Annotated in this window: 13 protein-coding genes; 11 read left to right on the top strand and 2 right to left on the bottom strand. The window is 70.6% G+C overall.

The window, feature by feature from the left end; genetic code table 11:
* The coding region (locus tag ACNAVT_RS27880) for an HIT family protein (RefSeq protein WP_416300470.1) at positions 1-502 on the top strand (502 nt) is incomplete at its 5' end.
* Between the two features lie 19 nt (positions 503-521).
* Here ACNAVT_RS27880 and ACNAVT_RS27875 read toward each other — a convergent pair.
* Both ACNAVT_RS27875 and ACNAVT_RS27870 read right to left on the bottom strand, forming a co-directional pair.
* Entirely contained in the window at positions 522-842 is a 321-nt protein-coding gene (locus tag ACNAVT_RS27875) for a TraR/DksA family transcriptional regulator (RefSeq protein WP_416300468.1), read from the bottom strand.
* A 208-nt stretch (positions 843-1050) separates the two neighbouring features.
* A complete protein-coding gene (locus ACNAVT_RS27870; RefSeq protein WP_416300467.1) occupies positions 1051-2313 on the bottom strand; it encodes an NAD(P)/FAD-dependent oxidoreductase in 1263 nt (420 codons plus the stop codon).
* A gap of 134 nt (positions 2314-2447) precedes the next feature.
* Between ACNAVT_RS27870 and ACNAVT_RS27865 the strand changes: the two genes are divergently transcribed.
* The 10 genes from ACNAVT_RS27865 (at position 2448) to ACNAVT_RS27820 (ending at position 15789) form a co-directional block, all read left to right on the top strand.
* Positions 2448-4004: a PucR family transcriptional regulator gene (locus ACNAVT_RS27865; protein WP_416300466.1), complete on the top strand. Its 1557-nt coding sequence runs from the start codon at positions 2448-2450 to the stop codon at positions 4002-4004.
* Between the two features lie 273 nt (positions 4005-4277).
* Entirely contained in the window at positions 4278-5282 is a 1005-nt protein-coding gene (locus ACNAVT_RS27860; RefSeq protein ID WP_416300465.1) for a zinc-dependent alcohol dehydrogenase, read from the top strand.
* Positions 5279-6358, top strand: a complete 1080-nt coding sequence (locus ACNAVT_RS27855; RefSeq protein ID WP_416300464.1) for a LacI family DNA-binding transcriptional regulator — start codon at positions 5279-5281, stop codon at positions 6356-6358. The genes ACNAVT_RS27860 and ACNAVT_RS27855 overlap by 4 nt, the downstream gene beginning before the upstream one ends.
* Positions 6359-6504: 146 nt before the next feature.
* Positions 6505-8187, top strand: a complete 1683-nt coding sequence (gene araB, locus ACNAVT_RS27850; RefSeq protein WP_416300463.1) for a ribulokinase — start codon at positions 6505-6507, stop codon at positions 8185-8187.
* Positions 8184-8885: an L-ribulose-5-phosphate 4-epimerase gene (locus ACNAVT_RS27845; RefSeq protein ID WP_416300462.1), complete on the top strand. Its 702-nt coding sequence runs from the start codon at positions 8184-8186 to the stop codon at positions 8883-8885. The genes araB and ACNAVT_RS27845 overlap by 4 nt, the downstream gene beginning before the upstream one ends.
* 5 nt (positions 8886-8890) lie before the next feature.
* Positions 8891-10399 (top strand): L-arabinose isomerase, encoded by a 1509-nt coding sequence (gene araA, locus ACNAVT_RS27840; RefSeq protein ID WP_416300461.1) that lies wholly within the window; start codon positions 8891-8893, stop codon positions 10397-10399.
* A 220-nt stretch (positions 10400-10619) separates the two neighbouring features.
* The gene (locus ACNAVT_RS27835; protein WP_416300460.1) at positions 10620-11918 is read left to right on the top strand and encodes an ABC transporter substrate-binding protein; all 1299 of its coding nucleotides are present in this window, start codon (positions 10620-10622) and stop codon (positions 11916-11918) included.
* Between the two features lie 112 nt (positions 11919-12030).
* Positions 12031-12942: a carbohydrate ABC transporter permease gene (locus ACNAVT_RS27830; protein WP_416300459.1), complete on the top strand. Its 912-nt coding sequence runs from the start codon at positions 12031-12033 to the stop codon at positions 12940-12942.
* Between the two features lie 4 nt (positions 12943-12946).
* The gene (locus ACNAVT_RS27825) at positions 12947-13864 is read left to right on the top strand and encodes a carbohydrate ABC transporter permease (RefSeq protein WP_416300458.1); all 918 of its coding nucleotides are present in this window, start codon (positions 12947-12949) and stop codon (positions 13862-13864) included.
* Between the two features lie 2 nt (positions 13865-13866).
* Positions 13867-15789 carry a glycoside hydrolase family 127 protein gene (locus ACNAVT_RS27820; RefSeq protein WP_416300456.1) on the top strand — a complete coding sequence of 641 codons (1923 nt, stop codon included), beginning with the start codon at positions 13867-13869 and terminating at the stop codon, positions 15787-15789.
* Positions 15790-16206: the final 417 nt, after the last annotated feature.

The following is a 16206-nucleotide window of genomic DNA, read 5'->3' as shown; positions in this document are numbered from 1 at the left end:
GTCTGATGCGGGTGGATCGTTCACTGCTCGTTCCTCTGTGGAGCACGGTGATGCCCTCGTTCGTTGGTTGATCGCTTGCACGCTCGCCTCCGACACCCCAGTCGGCAGAAGGAGCAAGTACGACGACGGCACGCACGTGGCGTTCCTCAACCGATATCCGACCCTGCGCGGCTGTGCGCTCGTCGTTCCGCGCCGGCACGTCGAAGACGTGGTACGTGATCTCACGTCCGAGGAGTATCTGCGGCTGCAGGCCGTGGTGCACAGGGTCGCCCGCGCGATCGGCGAGGTGACCCGACCCGAGCGCACGTACCTGCTCTCGCTGGGCAGCATGCAGGGCAATTCGCATGTGCACTGGCACATCGCGCCGCTGCCGCCAGGCGTGCCGTACGAGGAGCAGCAGTACCGTGCCCTCATGGCCGAGCACGGCATCGTGCGGCAGACGCCGCAACAGATTGCCGACCTTGGCGCGCGGATCCGCTTCGCCCTGTCGCGGGTTGGCTGACGTTCGAGACGGGAAGCCGCTATCGGACCGGGCGAGCCTCGGGTTGGCAGGTGGTGCAGAACCGGGCCGACGGACGGCGCGCCAGGTCTTCGATGGGGATGTCGCACTGGCAGCCCTCGCAGGTCCCGTAGCGACCCTGTTCCAGGTAGTGCAACGCCCGGGCGATATCGCCCAGGGCCCGTCGTGACGCGGCGGTCAAGGCCGAAGCGGCCCCGAGGTCGGCCCCGTCAGCGGGCAGCTTGCGGGCCTGCCGGGCCAGCAGTGCCAGCTGGGTGCTGTGCCGCTCGTACTGCTCCTCCAGCACGATCCGCAGCACACCCAGCTCGTCCTGCCTGCTCACGACGTGCACGATCGGGGTTTCCTTCCTGCTCACAAAAGCCAGCGGGCGGAGCGCTGTCGCGCTCCGCCCGCTGGTGCCGCTCAGATGGATGTCGGCCGTTGTGACGGCGGGCGGCGCCGGCTGGGCTGCCGCCGGGTCGGCGCGGCGACAATCAGCGCGGCACGGCCCCGGCGACCGCGAGCGACCGCCGTCCCGACGAGGTGTTGCGTCAGCGCAGTGGGTTGAAGGGCTGCAGTTCCGCGGGCTGCCGGCCGGTGGTGATCTGCTCGGCGAGCAGGGTGCCGGTGAGCGGGCCGAGGGTGATGCCCCACATGCCGTGGCCGCCGGCCGCGAAGACCCGCGACGACCTGGTCGCGCCGATCAGCGGCAGACCGTCGGGGGTGCAGGGCCGCGACCCGACCCACTCGTCGACGCGGGCGTCCAGGTCCGCGCCCCGCAGCAGCGGTCGGGCGGCCTCGGCGATGGCCAGGATGCGGCGCCGGTCCAGCGGGGCCTCCGCGCTGCGGAACTCCATCATTCCGGCGACGCGCAGCCGGTCGCCCAGCGGCGTGCACGCGACGCGCTGCGCCGGGAAGTACACCGGGCCCGACGGCACGTGCTCCATCGCCACGCTGAAGCTGTATCCGCGCCCGGCCTGTACGACCGTCCGGACGCCGAAGCGCCGGCCCAGCTCACCGAGCCACGTGCCGGTCGCCAGCACCACCGCGTCGTAGCGCTCGTCCGCGCCGGCGGAGGTCACCACGCGCACGCCGGTCCCCTCGTCGCGGACATCCACGACGTCCGCCCCGGTCACCAGCGACGCTCCCCGGGCGAGCACGGCGTCCGCGAGCGAGTGCACGTACTCGCCAGGGTTGATGAACCGCTGACCGTGCAGGCGGATGGCCGCACCGATGTTGTCCGACAGCGAGGGCTCCACCCCGCGTGCCTCGGCCCCGGTGAGGACGTCGAACTCGATCTCCTGCCCGGCGGAGTGGATGTGCCCCAGCTCGTCCAGCAGGACCGACCGCTCGGCCTCGGTCCGGTACGCCGCGATGAACGACTTCGCCTCGTGCGTCATCGCCGAGACCCCACCGGCCCGCAACGCGTCGAACGCCTCGAAGGCGCGGCGGTTCATCGGGATGTAGGCCCGCATCGCGGTCCGCCACTTCGCGGCGGTGCTGTGCCGCGTGAAGCCCGCCAGGAACCGCAGCAGCCGAGCGTCCGCGCGCGGCGGCACGTACACCGGCGACGACGGGCTCAGGACGGCGCGCAGCCCGTAGCGGAGCACCGCCGGCTCCGGCAGGGGAGTGGTGATGCCGGGGGTGAGCCAGCCCGCGTTGCCCCACGACGCGCCCGCCGCCACGCCCGTGCGGTCGAGCACCGTGACCTGCACCCCCCGTTCCTGCAGGAACCAGGCGGTGGCCAGCCCCACCATCCCCGCGCCGATGACGGCGACGCGCTGGGGGGCGGGCACGGACTCGATGGCAGGCATCCGTTCTCTCCTTCAGAAGCAACTGAGATCGGGGCCAATCCTGTCCCCACCAGGCCGGGACGTCATTGTTCGGTCAGGCCAATCATGCTCTCTGCGATTGGTCGAACCGCACAACGTCGAGGCATAATCGGGGCATGATCACGGTGGCTGGAGTAGTGGACGCCGTCGGCGCCGCGCTGCTCAAGATCGTCGTCGCGGCCCAAGAGGCGGAGGTTCGCGATGTGACCCTCGCCGAACTCGACGAGGCATCGACCGGCCAGAGCGGGGACCTCGCCCTCGGCGCGGGCATCGCCACACCCGATCAGGCGCTCGCCGTCATCGAGCGCTGCGCGGATGCCGCGGCGGCCGGCCTCGTCCTCAAGCCTCCGCTGGCCTCGCATCCCGACGTGGCGGCGTCCGCCGCCGCCCGCGGCCTGACCCTGGTCGAGCTGCAGAGCCATGGGTCGTGGGCACAGCTTGTCTGGCTGCTCCGCGGCGTGATCGACAGGGCTGCCGCGCCCGGTTCGCCGGAGACCGGCGAGACCGGGGTGTACGACGAACTGTTCGCCCTCGCCGACGCGACCGCCACCATCGTCGACGCGCCGGTGACGATCGAGGATGCCCAGTACCGGGTGCTCGCCTACTCCTCGCGTCAGGACCGCACCGACCCGGCGCGCGTCTCGACGATCGTCGGACGACGCGTCCCCGGCGACGTGATCGCGCACTTCCGTTCCCGTGGCGTCTTCCGCAAGCTTGCGAAGGGCAGCGAGCTGGTCTTCGTGCCGCAGGGCCCGGACGGGACGTTGCCCCGGCTCGTGATCCCGATCCGTGCCGGAGGTGAGCTGCTCGGCTCGATCTGGGCCGTCGTCGAGGGGCCGGTGCCGGAGGGGCGCCTGCGGGACCTCCAGGGCGCGGCGTCCGTGCTGGCACTCCACCTGCTCCGCCTCCGGGTGCAGGCTGATGTCGCGCGGCGGGTGTCGGCCGACCGCCTGCGGGCCGCCCTGCGGGCCCCCGGCCGGACGGTCCCGGAGGAGCTGGGCCTACCCAAGGGTCCGTGGCGGGTGGTCGCCCTCGGGGCGCACGGTGGAACCGCGGAGATCGTGCACGACCTGGCCCTGTGGGAGTCGATCACCAGACGCCACGGCTGGCGCCAGCCGCTGATCGCGGACGTCGGAGACGTCCTGTTCGCCGTCGTGGTCGACGAGGGTGAACTGCCCGGCTCCTGGCTCTGGATGGAGCGGCTGATCCACGACATCGCCGTGCACGACCCGGGGCTGTGCGCCGCGTCCGGCGGTGTCGCCCTGGATCTGGCCGACCTGCCGCGATCGCGCGCCGAGGCGGCGGAGCTCCTCGCGCTGCAGAGCTCGGCCCGGCAGCGAGGTCCCGTGCTGCGGTTCGAGGACGTCTGGGCCGAGGTGGTCGTACACCGCGTGGTCACCGGGGTGCCGCAGATCGACCTGCTGGTCGGCGGACCGCTGCCCGAGCTCGTCGCCCATGACCGGACGCACGGCACCGACTACGTCGCCACGGTCGCCGCCTGGCTCGAGCAGCAGGGCGACCCGAGGCAGGCTGCCCGGCAGTTGCACGTGCACCCCAACACGCTCCGGCACCGCATGCGCCGCCTCGCCGAGGTCGTCCACATCGATCTCGAGTCGCCGCGAACACGGCTGGCGCTGCAGATCCAGCTCGCGGCGCTGCGTCCCGGGTCCTGACGTCTGACAGGCGCACCGCCGCCGCTCGCTGACCCGTGTCGGGCGCGCTTGGCGTCCAGCAGGTGCGCGGCCAGGCGGCAGGGGTCCGTTCCAGGAAACGGCCGGGTTCACCGCAGCCGAGGCTGCCGGGCGTGGCCGGTCGAGGGCGGGTCGGCGGGCGCTTCACATCCCGGCTCCCGGTTTAGGAGGAGCCAGCGGATCTTCAGACGTGGGAGCATTTCAATTCGGCACCAGAATGTTATCGTTAACGTCGCAACGGGGGAAAGGAGTTCTGTGGCCGACTCGACCATGAAGGTAGCCAGGCTGCACCGGCCGGGCGATGTCCGGCTGCACGATGAGCGCCGGCCCGTCGCGGATGGAGTCGACCACTCGCTGGTGGAGTTGACCTCCGTCGGCCTCTGCGGCTCCGACCTGCACTGGTTCGACGAGGGCTCGATCGGCGATGCCGTCCTGGATCGCCCGCTCGTGCTCGGCCACGAGATGGCCGGGGTGATCCGGGGCGGCCCGGCCGACGGCACCCGCGTGGCGATCGATCCCGCCATCCCCTGCGACGCGTGCGACGTCTGCCGCGCCGGCCATCGCAATCTGTGTCCCGAGGTGGTGTTCGCCGGCCACGGCGGCTGCGACGGCGGCCTGCGCGAGTTCATCTCGTATCCCACTCGCCTGCTCCACCCGTACCCTGATTCGCTCTCCGACGACGAGGGAGCGCTGCTCGAACCGCTCGGTGTGGCGCTGCACGCCGTCGACCTGGGGCATCTGCGCACCGGGTGGTCGGTGGGTGTCGTCGGATGCGGTCCGATCGGGCTCATGATCGTGCAGTTGGCCCGACTCTCCGGTGCCTCGCGGGTCGTCGTGCGCGAACCCTTGGCGCGTCGACTCGAGACGGCGGTCGAGTTCGGCGCCGAGGTGGCGGACGATCCGGGCGCGGCCGACTCGGCCGACGTCGTGTTCGAGGTCGCCGGGACCGACGACGGTGTGGACGAGGCGCTGCGAATGGCCAGGCCGGGTGCCCGGGTCGTGCTCGTCGGCATCCCGGCCGGCGACCGGACCACGTTCACCGCTTCCCTGGCCCGCCGCAAGGGGCTGACGCTGGTCATGTCCCGGCGGATGGGCGAGGTCTATCCGCGGGCCATCGAGCTGGCCGCCCGCCGGAAGGTCCACCTGGCGCCGCTCGTGTCGGCGGCCTTTCCGCTGGCCCGAGCGGGCGAGGCGATGGCGGCGGCAGCGGCGCGGGACGGGCTCAAGGTCGTTGTCCACCCGGGGCGAGGGGGACGATGAGCGCGCCGCGGCAATCGAGGATGATGAGTTCAAAAACGGTTAAGGAGCCATCGAGAGTGAGCGTGGCAAAGAGCCGCCGTTTGCCGGTCATGGGGGATGTCGCACGCCTGGCGGGCGTGTCGCACATGACCGTGTCCCGCGTCCTCAACGAGCCCGAGTCGGTGCGTCCGGAGACCCGCGAGCGGGTCCTCCTGGCCATCGAGCAGCTCGGCTACCGGCGGAACAGCGCCGCGCGGAGCCTGGTCACTCGACGTTCGCAGACGCTCGGCGTGGTCTGTTTCGACACCACGCTCTACGGGCCGGCATCGATGCTCAACGGCATCGAGCACGCCACCGAGGAGGCCGGCTACGCGGTCAGCGTGGCAAGCCTGCGTCGACCCACGGCCGAGGCGGCGACCCAGGCCGTCCAGCGCCTTGTCGACCAGTCGGTGGACGGGCTGGTCCTGATCGCTCCGCAGGCCGCCGAGGCAATGGCGTTCGTCCGCGCGCTGCCGACCAACGTGCCGGTGGTCGCCGTCGAGAACGCGCTGCCGAACGTCACCAGCGTGTCGGTCGACCAGGTGCTGGGTGCCCGGATGCTCACCGAGCACCTGCTGTCCCTGGGCCACGAGACCGTTCACCACGTGCGCGGGCGCTCGGACTGGAGCGAGGCGAACGGGCGCGTCGAAGGCTGGTTGGCCGCACTGGAGGAGAACGGCCGGACGGCGCCGCGCGAACTCGTCGGTGACTGGAGCGCCAAGTCCGGGTATCTTGCCGGTCAGAGGCTGGCCCGGGATCGCCGGGTCACGGCGGTGTTCGCGGCGAACGACTCGATGGCCCTGGGCGTGCTGCGGGCGCTGCACGAGGCCGGGGTGCGGGTGCCGGAGGACGTCAGCGTGGTGGGCTTTGACGACATCCCCGAAGCGGCGTTCATGACGCCGCCGCTGACCACTGCGTGCCAGCCGTTCCGGGATGTCGGGCGGCGCAGCATCGAGATCCTGCTGGGCGAGATCGAGGGGGGCGAGGAGCGCGGCGCTTCGTCGGTCATCCCCCCGGAGTTGGTAATTCGTAACAGCACGTCCGGCAGTCACCGGTAAGGGCACCCCGCGAGGACCTCGCGCAACCCGGCCGAAACAATCTCTTCTTCAAGTCTTGACGCCACTCTAGTTAACGCTAACATCGTCTGTGACTCCGCTAACACTCGCGCGCCGAGATCAGGCGCACCTGCTTGGAGGAACACTCGATGTCGCCGCGTTCCGTTACCGCTCACGCCTCCGGGTACGCGGTGGGTGTCGACTTTGGCACGTTGTCCGGCCGGGCCGTCGTGGTCCGCGTCTCCGACGGTGCGGTGATCGGCTCCGCCGTCCACGAGTACGCGCACGGCGTGATGGACGAGTTCCTGGCCGCCACCGGTGAGCGGCTGCCGCCCGACTGGGCGCTGCAGGTTCCCCAGGACTACGTCGACGTGCTGCGCCACGCCGTGCCCGAGGCGGTCGGCGCGGCCGGCATCGCCCCGGACGAGGTCATCGGCATCGGCACCGACTTCACGGCCTGCACGGTGCTGCCCACCCTCGCGGACGGCACGCCGCTGTGCGAGCTGCCTGAGCTGACGGGCCGGCCGCACGCGTACGTCAAGCTCTGGAAGCACCACGCGGCCCAGCGCCACGCCGACCGGATCAACCAGCTGGCCCATGAGCGCGGCGAGTCCTGGATCAGCCGCTACGGCGGCCGGATCTCCTCCGAGTGGGAGTTCGCCAAGGGCCTCCAACTCCTGGAGGAGGACCCCGAGGTCTACGGACGGACCGACCGCTGGGTCGAGGCCGCGGACTGGATCGTCTGGCAGCTGACCGGTACGTACGTCCGCAACGCCTGCGCGACCGGTTACAAGGCGATCTACCAGGACGGCCGGTATCCGTCGGAGGACTTCCTCGGGGCGCTCCACCCGGACTTCACCGACTTCGTGAGCCGCAGGCTCGCCGGCCCGATCGCGGCCCTCGGCACGCTGGCCGGCACCCTGACGCCCGCCGCCGCGGCGCTGACCGGCCTGCCGGCGGGAATCGCCGTCTGCGCCGGCAATGTCGACGCTCACGTGACGGTGCCCGCAACCGGTGCCGTCGATCCCGGCCAGCTCGTCGCCATCATGGGCACCTCGACCTGCCACGTGGTCAGCTCCGACGTGCTGACCGAGGTGCCCGGCATCTGCGGGGTGGTCCACGGCGGCATCCTCGAGGGCCTCTGGGGTTACGAGGCCGGCCAGAGCGGGGTCGGCGACATCTTCGCCTGGTTCACCGAGCGGAACACCCCGCCGGCCTACGTCGACGAGGCGCACGCCCGAGGCATCTCGGTCCACGACCTGCTCACCGAGAAGGCAGCCCTGCAGCCGGTCGGTGGGCACGGCCTGGTCGCGCTCGACTGGCACAGCGGGAACCGGTCCGTCCTCGTCGACCACGAGCTCTCCGGGCTCGTCGTCGGGCTGACGCTGGCGACCCGTCCGGAGGACATCTACCGGGCGCTGCTGGAGGCGACCGCGTTCGGCACCCGCGCCATCGTCGACGCGCTGCGCGGGGGACGGGTGCCGGTGACCGAGCTCGTCGTCGCGGGGGGCCTGGTCAAGAACCGGTTCCTGATGCAGCTCTACAGCGACGTGACCAGGCTGCCGATCAGCATCGTGGGTTCGAACCACGCACCCGCCGTCGGCTCGGCGATCCACGCCGCGGTCGCCGCCGGCGCGTACCCGAGCGTGCGGGACGCGGCGGCGGCCATGGGCCGGCGCGACGTCGCGGTCTACGAGCCCGACGAGAAGCGCGCCGCGGCCTACGACGCCCTCTACGCGCAGTACGTGACGCTGCATGACTACTTCGGTCGCGGCGGCAACGACGTGATGCACGAGCTGCGCCGGATCCGGCGGGAAGCGGAGACGCGATGACGACGTACGAGACGGGGCTCGCGGAAGCGGTGCGGACGATCCGGGAGGTGGTCGCCACGCTTCACGGGCACCTGACCACCTACCGCCTGGTGGCCTGGACGGCCGGCAACGTCTCCGGTCGGGTCCCGGGGCACGACCTGATGGTCATCAAGCCGAGCGGCGTGGACTACGCCGACCTGACCGCGGATTCGATCGTCGTCTGCGACCTGAACGGCAACGTGGTCGAGGGTGACTACCACCCGTCGAGCGACACCGCGGCGCACGCGTACGTCTACCGGCACCGGCCGGACGTCGGCGGCGTCGTGCACACCCACTCGACGTACGCCTCGGCGTGGGCGGCTCGCGGGGAGTCCATCCCGTGTGTGCTGACCGCGATGGCCGACGAGTTCGGTGGCGAGATCCCGGTCGGTCCGTTCGCCATGATCGGCGACGACTCCATCGGCCGGGGCATCGTGGAGACGCTCTCCGGGCACCGGTCGCCGGCGGTGCTCATGCGCAACCACGGCGTGTTCACGATCGGGGCGACGCCCCGCGACGCGGTGAAGGCCGCGGTCATGTGCGAGGACGTCGCGCGGACCGTGCACATCGCGCGGCAGCTCGGCACCCCGCTGACGATCGATCCCGTGGACGTGGACCGGCTCTACGCGCGCTACCAGAAGGTGTACGGCCAGCCTGGCCGGTCCGATGGAACGGAGTGACATTCGTGCCGACAGTAGATAAACCGGGAGAGATCTGGTTCCTGACGGGAAGCCAGGCGCTGTACGGCGAGGACGTACTCGAACAGGTCGCGGCGCAGTCGCGCGAGGTGTGCCAGACGCTCGCCAGCGGCCTGCGGGCCGGGCCGCGGCTGGTCTGGAAGCCGGTGCTGACGACCGCCGACGCGATCCGCCGGACCTGCCTGGACGCCACCTCGGACGACGCGGTGGTCGGCGTCATCGCCTGGATGCACACGTTCTCACCGGCGAAGGCATGGATCGCCGGTCTGTCCGCGCTCGGCAAGCCGCTGCTGCACCTGCACACCCAGGCCAACCGGTCGCTGCCCTGGGCCGAGCTGGACATGGACTTCATGAACCTCAACCAGGCCGCACACGGCGACCGCGAGTTCGGGTACGTGCAGTCGCGGCTGGGTGTGGCCCGCAAGACCGTCGCCGGTTTCGCCGGCGATCCGGTGGTGGCGGGCCGGGTCAGCGCCTGGGCCCGCGCGGCGAGCGGCTGGCGGGCGTCCCGGTCGCTCCGGATGGCTCGCTTCGGCGACAACATGCGTGACGTGGCCGTGACCGAAGGCGACAAGGTCGGTGCCCAGGCGACCCTGGGTATCTCGGTCAACGCCTACGGTGTGAACGCGCTCGTCGCGGCCGTCGACGAGACCGCGGACTCCGACGTCGACAAGCTCGTCGTCGAGTACGAGGAGCGCTACGCGGTGGCGCGCGAGCTGCGCCGCGGTGGCGACCGGCACGAGTCGCTGCGCTACGGCGCCCGGATCGAACTCGGCCTCCGTCACTTCCTCGAGGCGGGCAACTTCGACGCCTTCACCACGAACTTCGAGGACCTGGGCGGTCTGCGGCAGCTCCCCGGTCTGGCGGTGCAGCGGCTGATGGCCGACGGCTACGGGTTCGGGGGCGAGGGCGACTGGAAGACCGCGGCGCTCCTGCGCATCCTGAAGGTGGCGGCCGGGGAGGAGCCCGGCGGCACCTCGTTCATGGAGGACTACACCTACCACTGGGGTCCCGGCGAGCCGAAGACCCTCGGCGCGCACATGCTCGAGGTCTGCCCGAGCATCGCCGGCGGTCGACCGAGCCTCGAGATCCACCCGTTGTCGATCGGGAATCGCGAGGACCCGGTGCGCCTGGTCTTCACCGCGGCCCCCGGCCCGGGCCTGGTTGTCGGCCTCGCCGATCTGGGCGGCCGGCTCCGGCTGACCGCCAACGAGATCGACGTGGTGGAGCCGGACGAGCCGCTGCCCCGGCTGCCCGTCGCCCGGGCGGTCTGGAAGCCGCGACCCGATCTCGCCACGTCGGCCGAGTGCTGGCTGCTCGCGGGCGGGCCGCACCACACCGTGCTCAGCACCGCGGTCGGCCGCGAGGCGCTCGCCGACTTCGCCGACATGGCGGGCGTCGAGCTGCTCATGATCGACGCCGCGACCGACCCCCGGTTGTTCGCGAATCACATCCGCTGGAACAGCACCTACTACCGAATGGCGCAGCGACTGTAATCCTGCGCCGCGGTCAGAAGCGGCGCCCGCCTCGCCGGCGGTCGCCGATTCTGACGCCGGACGGCCGACCGGCCGGCCGGACAACGCCCGAGGAACCCCCGATGCCAAACGGGGCCCTCCTCGACAGGGCGTAAGTACACCCAACCCACCACCCGAGAAATTGCAGCTTCGCCGGGACCGCGGTGCGGATCCCTCCGAACGATGAGCCTAGGAGAAGATCATGAGACGAACCTCGCGCGGGCGACTCGGCCTGCGCTCGCTGGCCGGCGTCCTCGTAGCGGCTCTGGCCCTCAGCGCGGCCGCGTGCGGCAAGGACAGCTCGAAGGACAAGGCGACGGTCGAGGCCGGGCCCAACGGCACCGACGACGGCAGTGAGCTGACGCTGTGGACCCGGGCTCCGCTCGAGAAGCAGGCGAAGCTCCTCGTCGAGGCCTACAACGCCAGCCACAAGAACCAGGTCAAGCTGACCGTCGTCCCCAACGACGACTACGTGGCGAAGGTTGGCGCGGCGGCCGGCTCGGGCGGTCTTCCGGACCTCTTCGCCGCCGACATCGTCTACGTGCCGAACTGGGTGCAGCAGGGCCTGTTCAAGGACCTCAGCTCGAACATCAACGGCCTCGCCTACAAGGACTCCATCAACAAGGGGCACCTCGCGGCCGGCACGCGCGACGGCAAGGAGTACGTGCTGCCCTTCGTGCTCGACCTGTCGATGATGTTCTGGAACAAGCAGCTGTTCAAGGACGCCGGGCTGGACCCGGAGAAGGCCCCGGCGACGCTGGAGGAGTACGCCGACGCGGCCAAGAAGATCCAGGCCCTGAAGAAGGACGGCGTCTACGGCACGGCGACCGGTCTGAACTGCGGCGGGTGCCTGGTCTTCACCTGGTTCCCCACCATCTGGGCGAGCAACGGTGAGGTGCTGAGCGAGGACGGCGCCAAGTCCAAGCTCGGCGACGACACCGCCCAGAAGGTCTACAGCACCTGGCGGGACCTGTGGAAGTCCGGCGCGGTGCTCCCGTCCTCGAAGGACGAGGCGGGCCCCACCTGGACGGCCGGGTTCACCCAGGGCAAGGTCGGCCTGATGTTCTACCCGGCGACGCTGCTCTCCTCGACGCCGTTCGACGTCGGGGTGGCCGGTATCCCCGGCCCGGGCGGCGGCGCTTCCACCTTCGTCGGCGGCGACGGCATCGGTGTCTCGAAGGACTCGAAGAAGGCCGCGCAGGCCTGGAACTTCCTGAACTGGATGATGTCCGAGGACGCCCAGGTGGAGGTGCTCGCGAAGGACAAGGACGTGGTGTCGCGTTCCGACCTCGCGAACAACAAGTACGCCGCCCAGGACCCGCGGCTGGTCACCATCAACGAGGTGGCCGGCAAGGGCGACACCCCGGTCGCGTTGAACTTCCAGCAGGCCTTCAACGCGCCGAACAGCCCGTGGCTGACCCTGGTGCGCAACCAGGTGCTGGGTGACGGCGGCAATCTCCAGAAGGACAACGACGAGATCTCTGCCGTGCTCGGGCAGTAGACGTTCGCCGTAGGCGTGTGCCGGGCCGTCGGGCCCGGCACACGCTCGCGACACCACACCGACCCGGGACGCAGCAACGATCTGCCCGCCGGCCGATGAACGAGAGGTTCCCATGAGAGTCAACGCACCCCCACGCGGTGCGGCGATTCGGCGCGCCGCCCGTCGCAGCAGCCGTCGAGCCTGGCTCGGCTGGCTCTACGCAACACCGACCGCGGTCTTCGTGGTGGCGCTGTTCGCTGTTCCGCTGCTGCTCGTGGTCAGGATGTCGGCGTCGAGATGGCCGCTGCTGTCCGGCGACCAGGGAGTCAACTTCCCCGACAACTTCGTGAAGGCGGTGAACCACCGGTTCTTCACCTCCTCGGTGGTGTTCACCGTGAAGTACACGGTGCTCGCCACCGTGCTGCTGCTCCTGCTCGGCTTGGGCCTGGCCATGCTGGTGCAGGAGTCGAGCCGATGGAACAACCTGGTCCGCGCGTCGTTCCTGGTTCCCAGTGCGCTCGGGTTGGCCTCCGCGTCCCTGCTGTTCTACGTGCTCTACTCGCCGTACGCGAGCCCCCTGGCCCCCCTGATGGAGCGCTGGGGCTTCACCTTCCTCGGTTCACCGAACGCGGCGCTCTTCTCGACGCTGTTCCTCATCGTGTGGCGGTACGCCGGCTTCTACATGGTGCTCATGCTCGTCGGCCTGCAGGGAATCTCGGCGGACGTGTACGAGGCTGCCCGGATGGACGGCGCCAGTCGCTGGCAGACCTTCCGGAAGGTCACCCTGCCGCTCCTGCGCCCGACGCTGGCGTTGTGCACCGTGCTCTGCGTTACCGGCTCGCTGCTCGCCTTCGAGCAGTTCTACATCCTCACCAAGGGCGGCCCGGACAACAGCACGATCTCCGTGGTTCAGCTCATCTACTCGGTGGCGTTCCAGGGCCAGAACGACCTGGGCGTGGCGGCGGCCATCTCCATCATCGTGCTGGTGGCCCTGGTCATCATCAACGCGCTGCAGATGCGCGCCTTCCGGTCCGAGGAGAGCTGACGCGATGCCCACCGGTTCCCCGTCCACCTCCACCACGATCAGCGAGCGGCCGCCGACAACCCCGGCAGCCTCTGCCGCACCCGCCGGCTCGGCCGGTACCACCATTGCCGGCGTCGCGCTGCGGACCCCCTACTGGGTCCTCACCGGGGCGTTGGCGTTGATCTTCCTCTTCCCGCTCGTCTGGACGGCCGTCGCTTCGGTCGCGCCGCAGGCCGGCACGAACCAGACGGACGGCTGGGGGTTCGGCAACTACGAGACGCTGACCCACTACCAGGCCGGCATCTGGCGCTATCTCGCGAACTCGGCGTTCGTGTCCGGGCTGACGGTCGCCCTGACGCTGCTGATCTCCCTGCTCGGCGGCTACGCGTTCGCGCGGTTCCGCTTCCCCGGCAAGAACGTGCTGTTCCTGGTCACGCTGGCCATCCTCATGGTGCCGTACGCGACGTTGCTCATCCCGCTGTACGTGCTGCTCAACGAGGTGGGGCTGCAGAACTCCCTCGTCGGCGTGGCGTTCGTGCTCACGGTGTTCCAGCTGCCGTTCTCCACCTTCCTGATGCGGATCTCCTTCGAGGCGGTGCCGCGGGAGCTCGACGAGGCGGCGATGGTCGACGGATGCTCGTCGTTCGGCGCACTCTGGCGGGTGCTCGTGCCGGCGGTGAAGCCGGGCATGATCACCGTCGGGCTCTTCGCGTTCCTCGCCGCGTGGAACGACTTCATGGCGCCGCTGATCCTCATCAACGACTCCGAGCGCATGACCCTGCCCCTTGCCGTGTCCAACCTCCGCGGCCAGGTCCAGGGAGTCGTCGACTACGGCGCGACCGAAGCGGGCGTCGTCGTCCTCGCCCTGCCGTGCATGGTCCTGTTCCTGCTGCTCCAACGACACTACGTGCGCGGCTTCATGTCCGGCGCCCTGAAAGGATGACCATGATCGGCACCGTACCCACGGCCGCACCTGTCATGGCGAGCCGCGGCCGGCTCCGGCCGCTCGGATTGGGTGAAGTCCGGATCACGGACGGATTCTGGGCCGAGCGCCAGTCGGTCAACGCCGCGACGACTCTCGAGCACATCCAGCACTGGCTCGAGCGGGAGGGCTGGCTCGGAAACTTCGACCTTGCCGCCACGAAGGGCGACCTCGCCCGCGAGCGCCGCGGACGCGAGTTCTCCGACTCGGAGATCTACAAGTTCCTCGAGGCGATGGCGTGGGAGATCGGCCGGACGGGCGACGCAGACCTGGAGTCGCGGTTTCGAGCCGTCGTCCGACGGGTGGCCGACGCGCAGGAGCCCGACGGTTACCTCAACACCAAGTTCGGCCGCGCGGGCCAGGAACCCCGCTGGTCCGACCTCGAATGGGGCCACGAGCTCTACTGCCTGGGTCACCTCCTGCAAGCGGCGGTCGCCCGCGCCCGGACCCGTCCGGACGCCGACGACGGGCTGCTCGCCGTCGCCCGCCGCGCCGCCGACAACGCCTGCGAAACGTTCGGACCGGACGGCATCGACAGCGTCTGCGGGCACCCGGAGATCGAGACCGCGCTCGTGGAGCTCGCCCGGGTCACCGGCGACGACCGTTACCTCGCCCAGGCCGCCCTCTTCGTCGAGCGGCGGGGTCACGGCCGGCTCAGCGACATCGAATGGGGCCGCGAGTACTTCCAGGACGACATCCCCGTGCGCGAGGCGACGGTGCTGCGCGGGCACGCGGTGCGGGCGAACTACCTCTCGGCCGGCGCGGTCGACGTCGCCGTGGAGACGGACGACGCCAGCCTGTTGGCGGCGGTACGCCGGCAGTGGAAGAACACGGTGGCGCGGCGCACGTACGTCACCGGTGGGCAGGGCTCGCGCCACCAGGATGAGGCGTTCGGCGACGACTGGGTGCTGCCCCCTGACCGTGCCTACTCGGAGACCTGCGCCGGTGTCGGCTCGGTGATGCTCGCGTGGCGGCTGCTGCTCGCCCACGGCGACCCCGGGTACGCCGACCTCATCGAGCGGACGCTCTTCAACGTGGTGTCGACCTCGCCGTCGACCGACGGGCGAAGCTTCTTCTACACCAACACCCTGCACCGCCGCGAACTCGGCACCGTCCCGGATGCCGATCGGGCCAGCCTTCGCGCCGCGGCCTCGCTCCGGGCGCCGTGGTTCGAGGTGTCCTGCTGCCCGACCAACGTCGCACGCACCATGGCCAGCCTGGCGGCGTACGTCGCCACGGCCGACGACGAGGGCCTCCAGCTCCACCAGTACATGCCCGGCACCGTCGAGCACCGCCTCGCCGACGGACGTGACCTCTGCGTGACCGTCGCGACCGACTACCCCCACGACGGTCACATCCGGGTGCGGATCGACAGCGACGACGACCGCCCCTGGTCGCTGTCGTTGCGGGTGCCCGGCTGGGCGGTCGAGGGTGCGACGCTGACCGTCGACGGAACCACCCGGCCGGTCGGCCCGGGCGTCGTCACCGAGCGACGGACGTGGCGACGCGGCGACAAGGTCGTCCTGGTCCTGCCGATGGCGCCCCGGTTCACGTACCCGGATGCCCGCATCGACGCGGTTCGCGGCTGCGTCGCGGTGGAACGCGGCCCGCTCGTGCTGGCCCTGGAGTCCGTGGACGTCCCCGGCGTCGAGACCGTCGACGAACTCCGTGTCGACACCGGTCAGCCGCCCCGCGTGGTCGACGGCAGGGTCGTCGTGCGCTGCCGGAGCGTGTACCCGCAGGATCACGACTGGCCCTACCGGAGCACCGGGGCCGAGCCGGCACCCGGGACGGGGGAGGAGCTCGACGAGGTGGCCCTGGTGGAATACCACGCCTGGGCCAACCGCGGGCCGTCGACGATGCGCGTCTGGATCCCCACGAACTGACGAGCACCGGATGCCCGAGGGGGAGTCGCCCGCCAAGCGGAGGCTTGCGGACCGCGACGAAGCCGGCCGCGTCGCGACCGTCCCCCTCGGGCACGGCGTCCTCGATGGAAGGCGCGGCTGCGGCCGCGCGCAGGCTCGTGCCGCGAAGTGAACGCTAACGGCGGTGTGTCGGCCGCGCGCGCGTCAGACGGGAAGAGACCAGCGACTGGGCTGGCGAGGTTGGCTTGAGATACCCGTTCCTGCTCGTCCGTTCAGCCGATTCGGAGCGACAAGCGGATCGAGGGGTTGACCTACGTGATGTTAACGCTCACACTCATCACTCAGGTGACCTCGCTCACTGGATCGCAGTTCACCCGGCGGCCGCTACCGGCCGGCCTGATGACCGCCACGGTTCACACGGAGGAAGATCGGTGCTGA

The sequence above is a fragment of the Micromonospora sp. SL4-19 genome (assembly GCF_047921475.1).
In the GTDB taxonomy this organism is placed as follows: Bacteria; Actinomycetota; Actinomycetes; order Mycobacteriales; family Micromonosporaceae; genus Micromonospora.
This window is presented reverse-complemented; position numbering and strand designations above follow the sequence as displayed.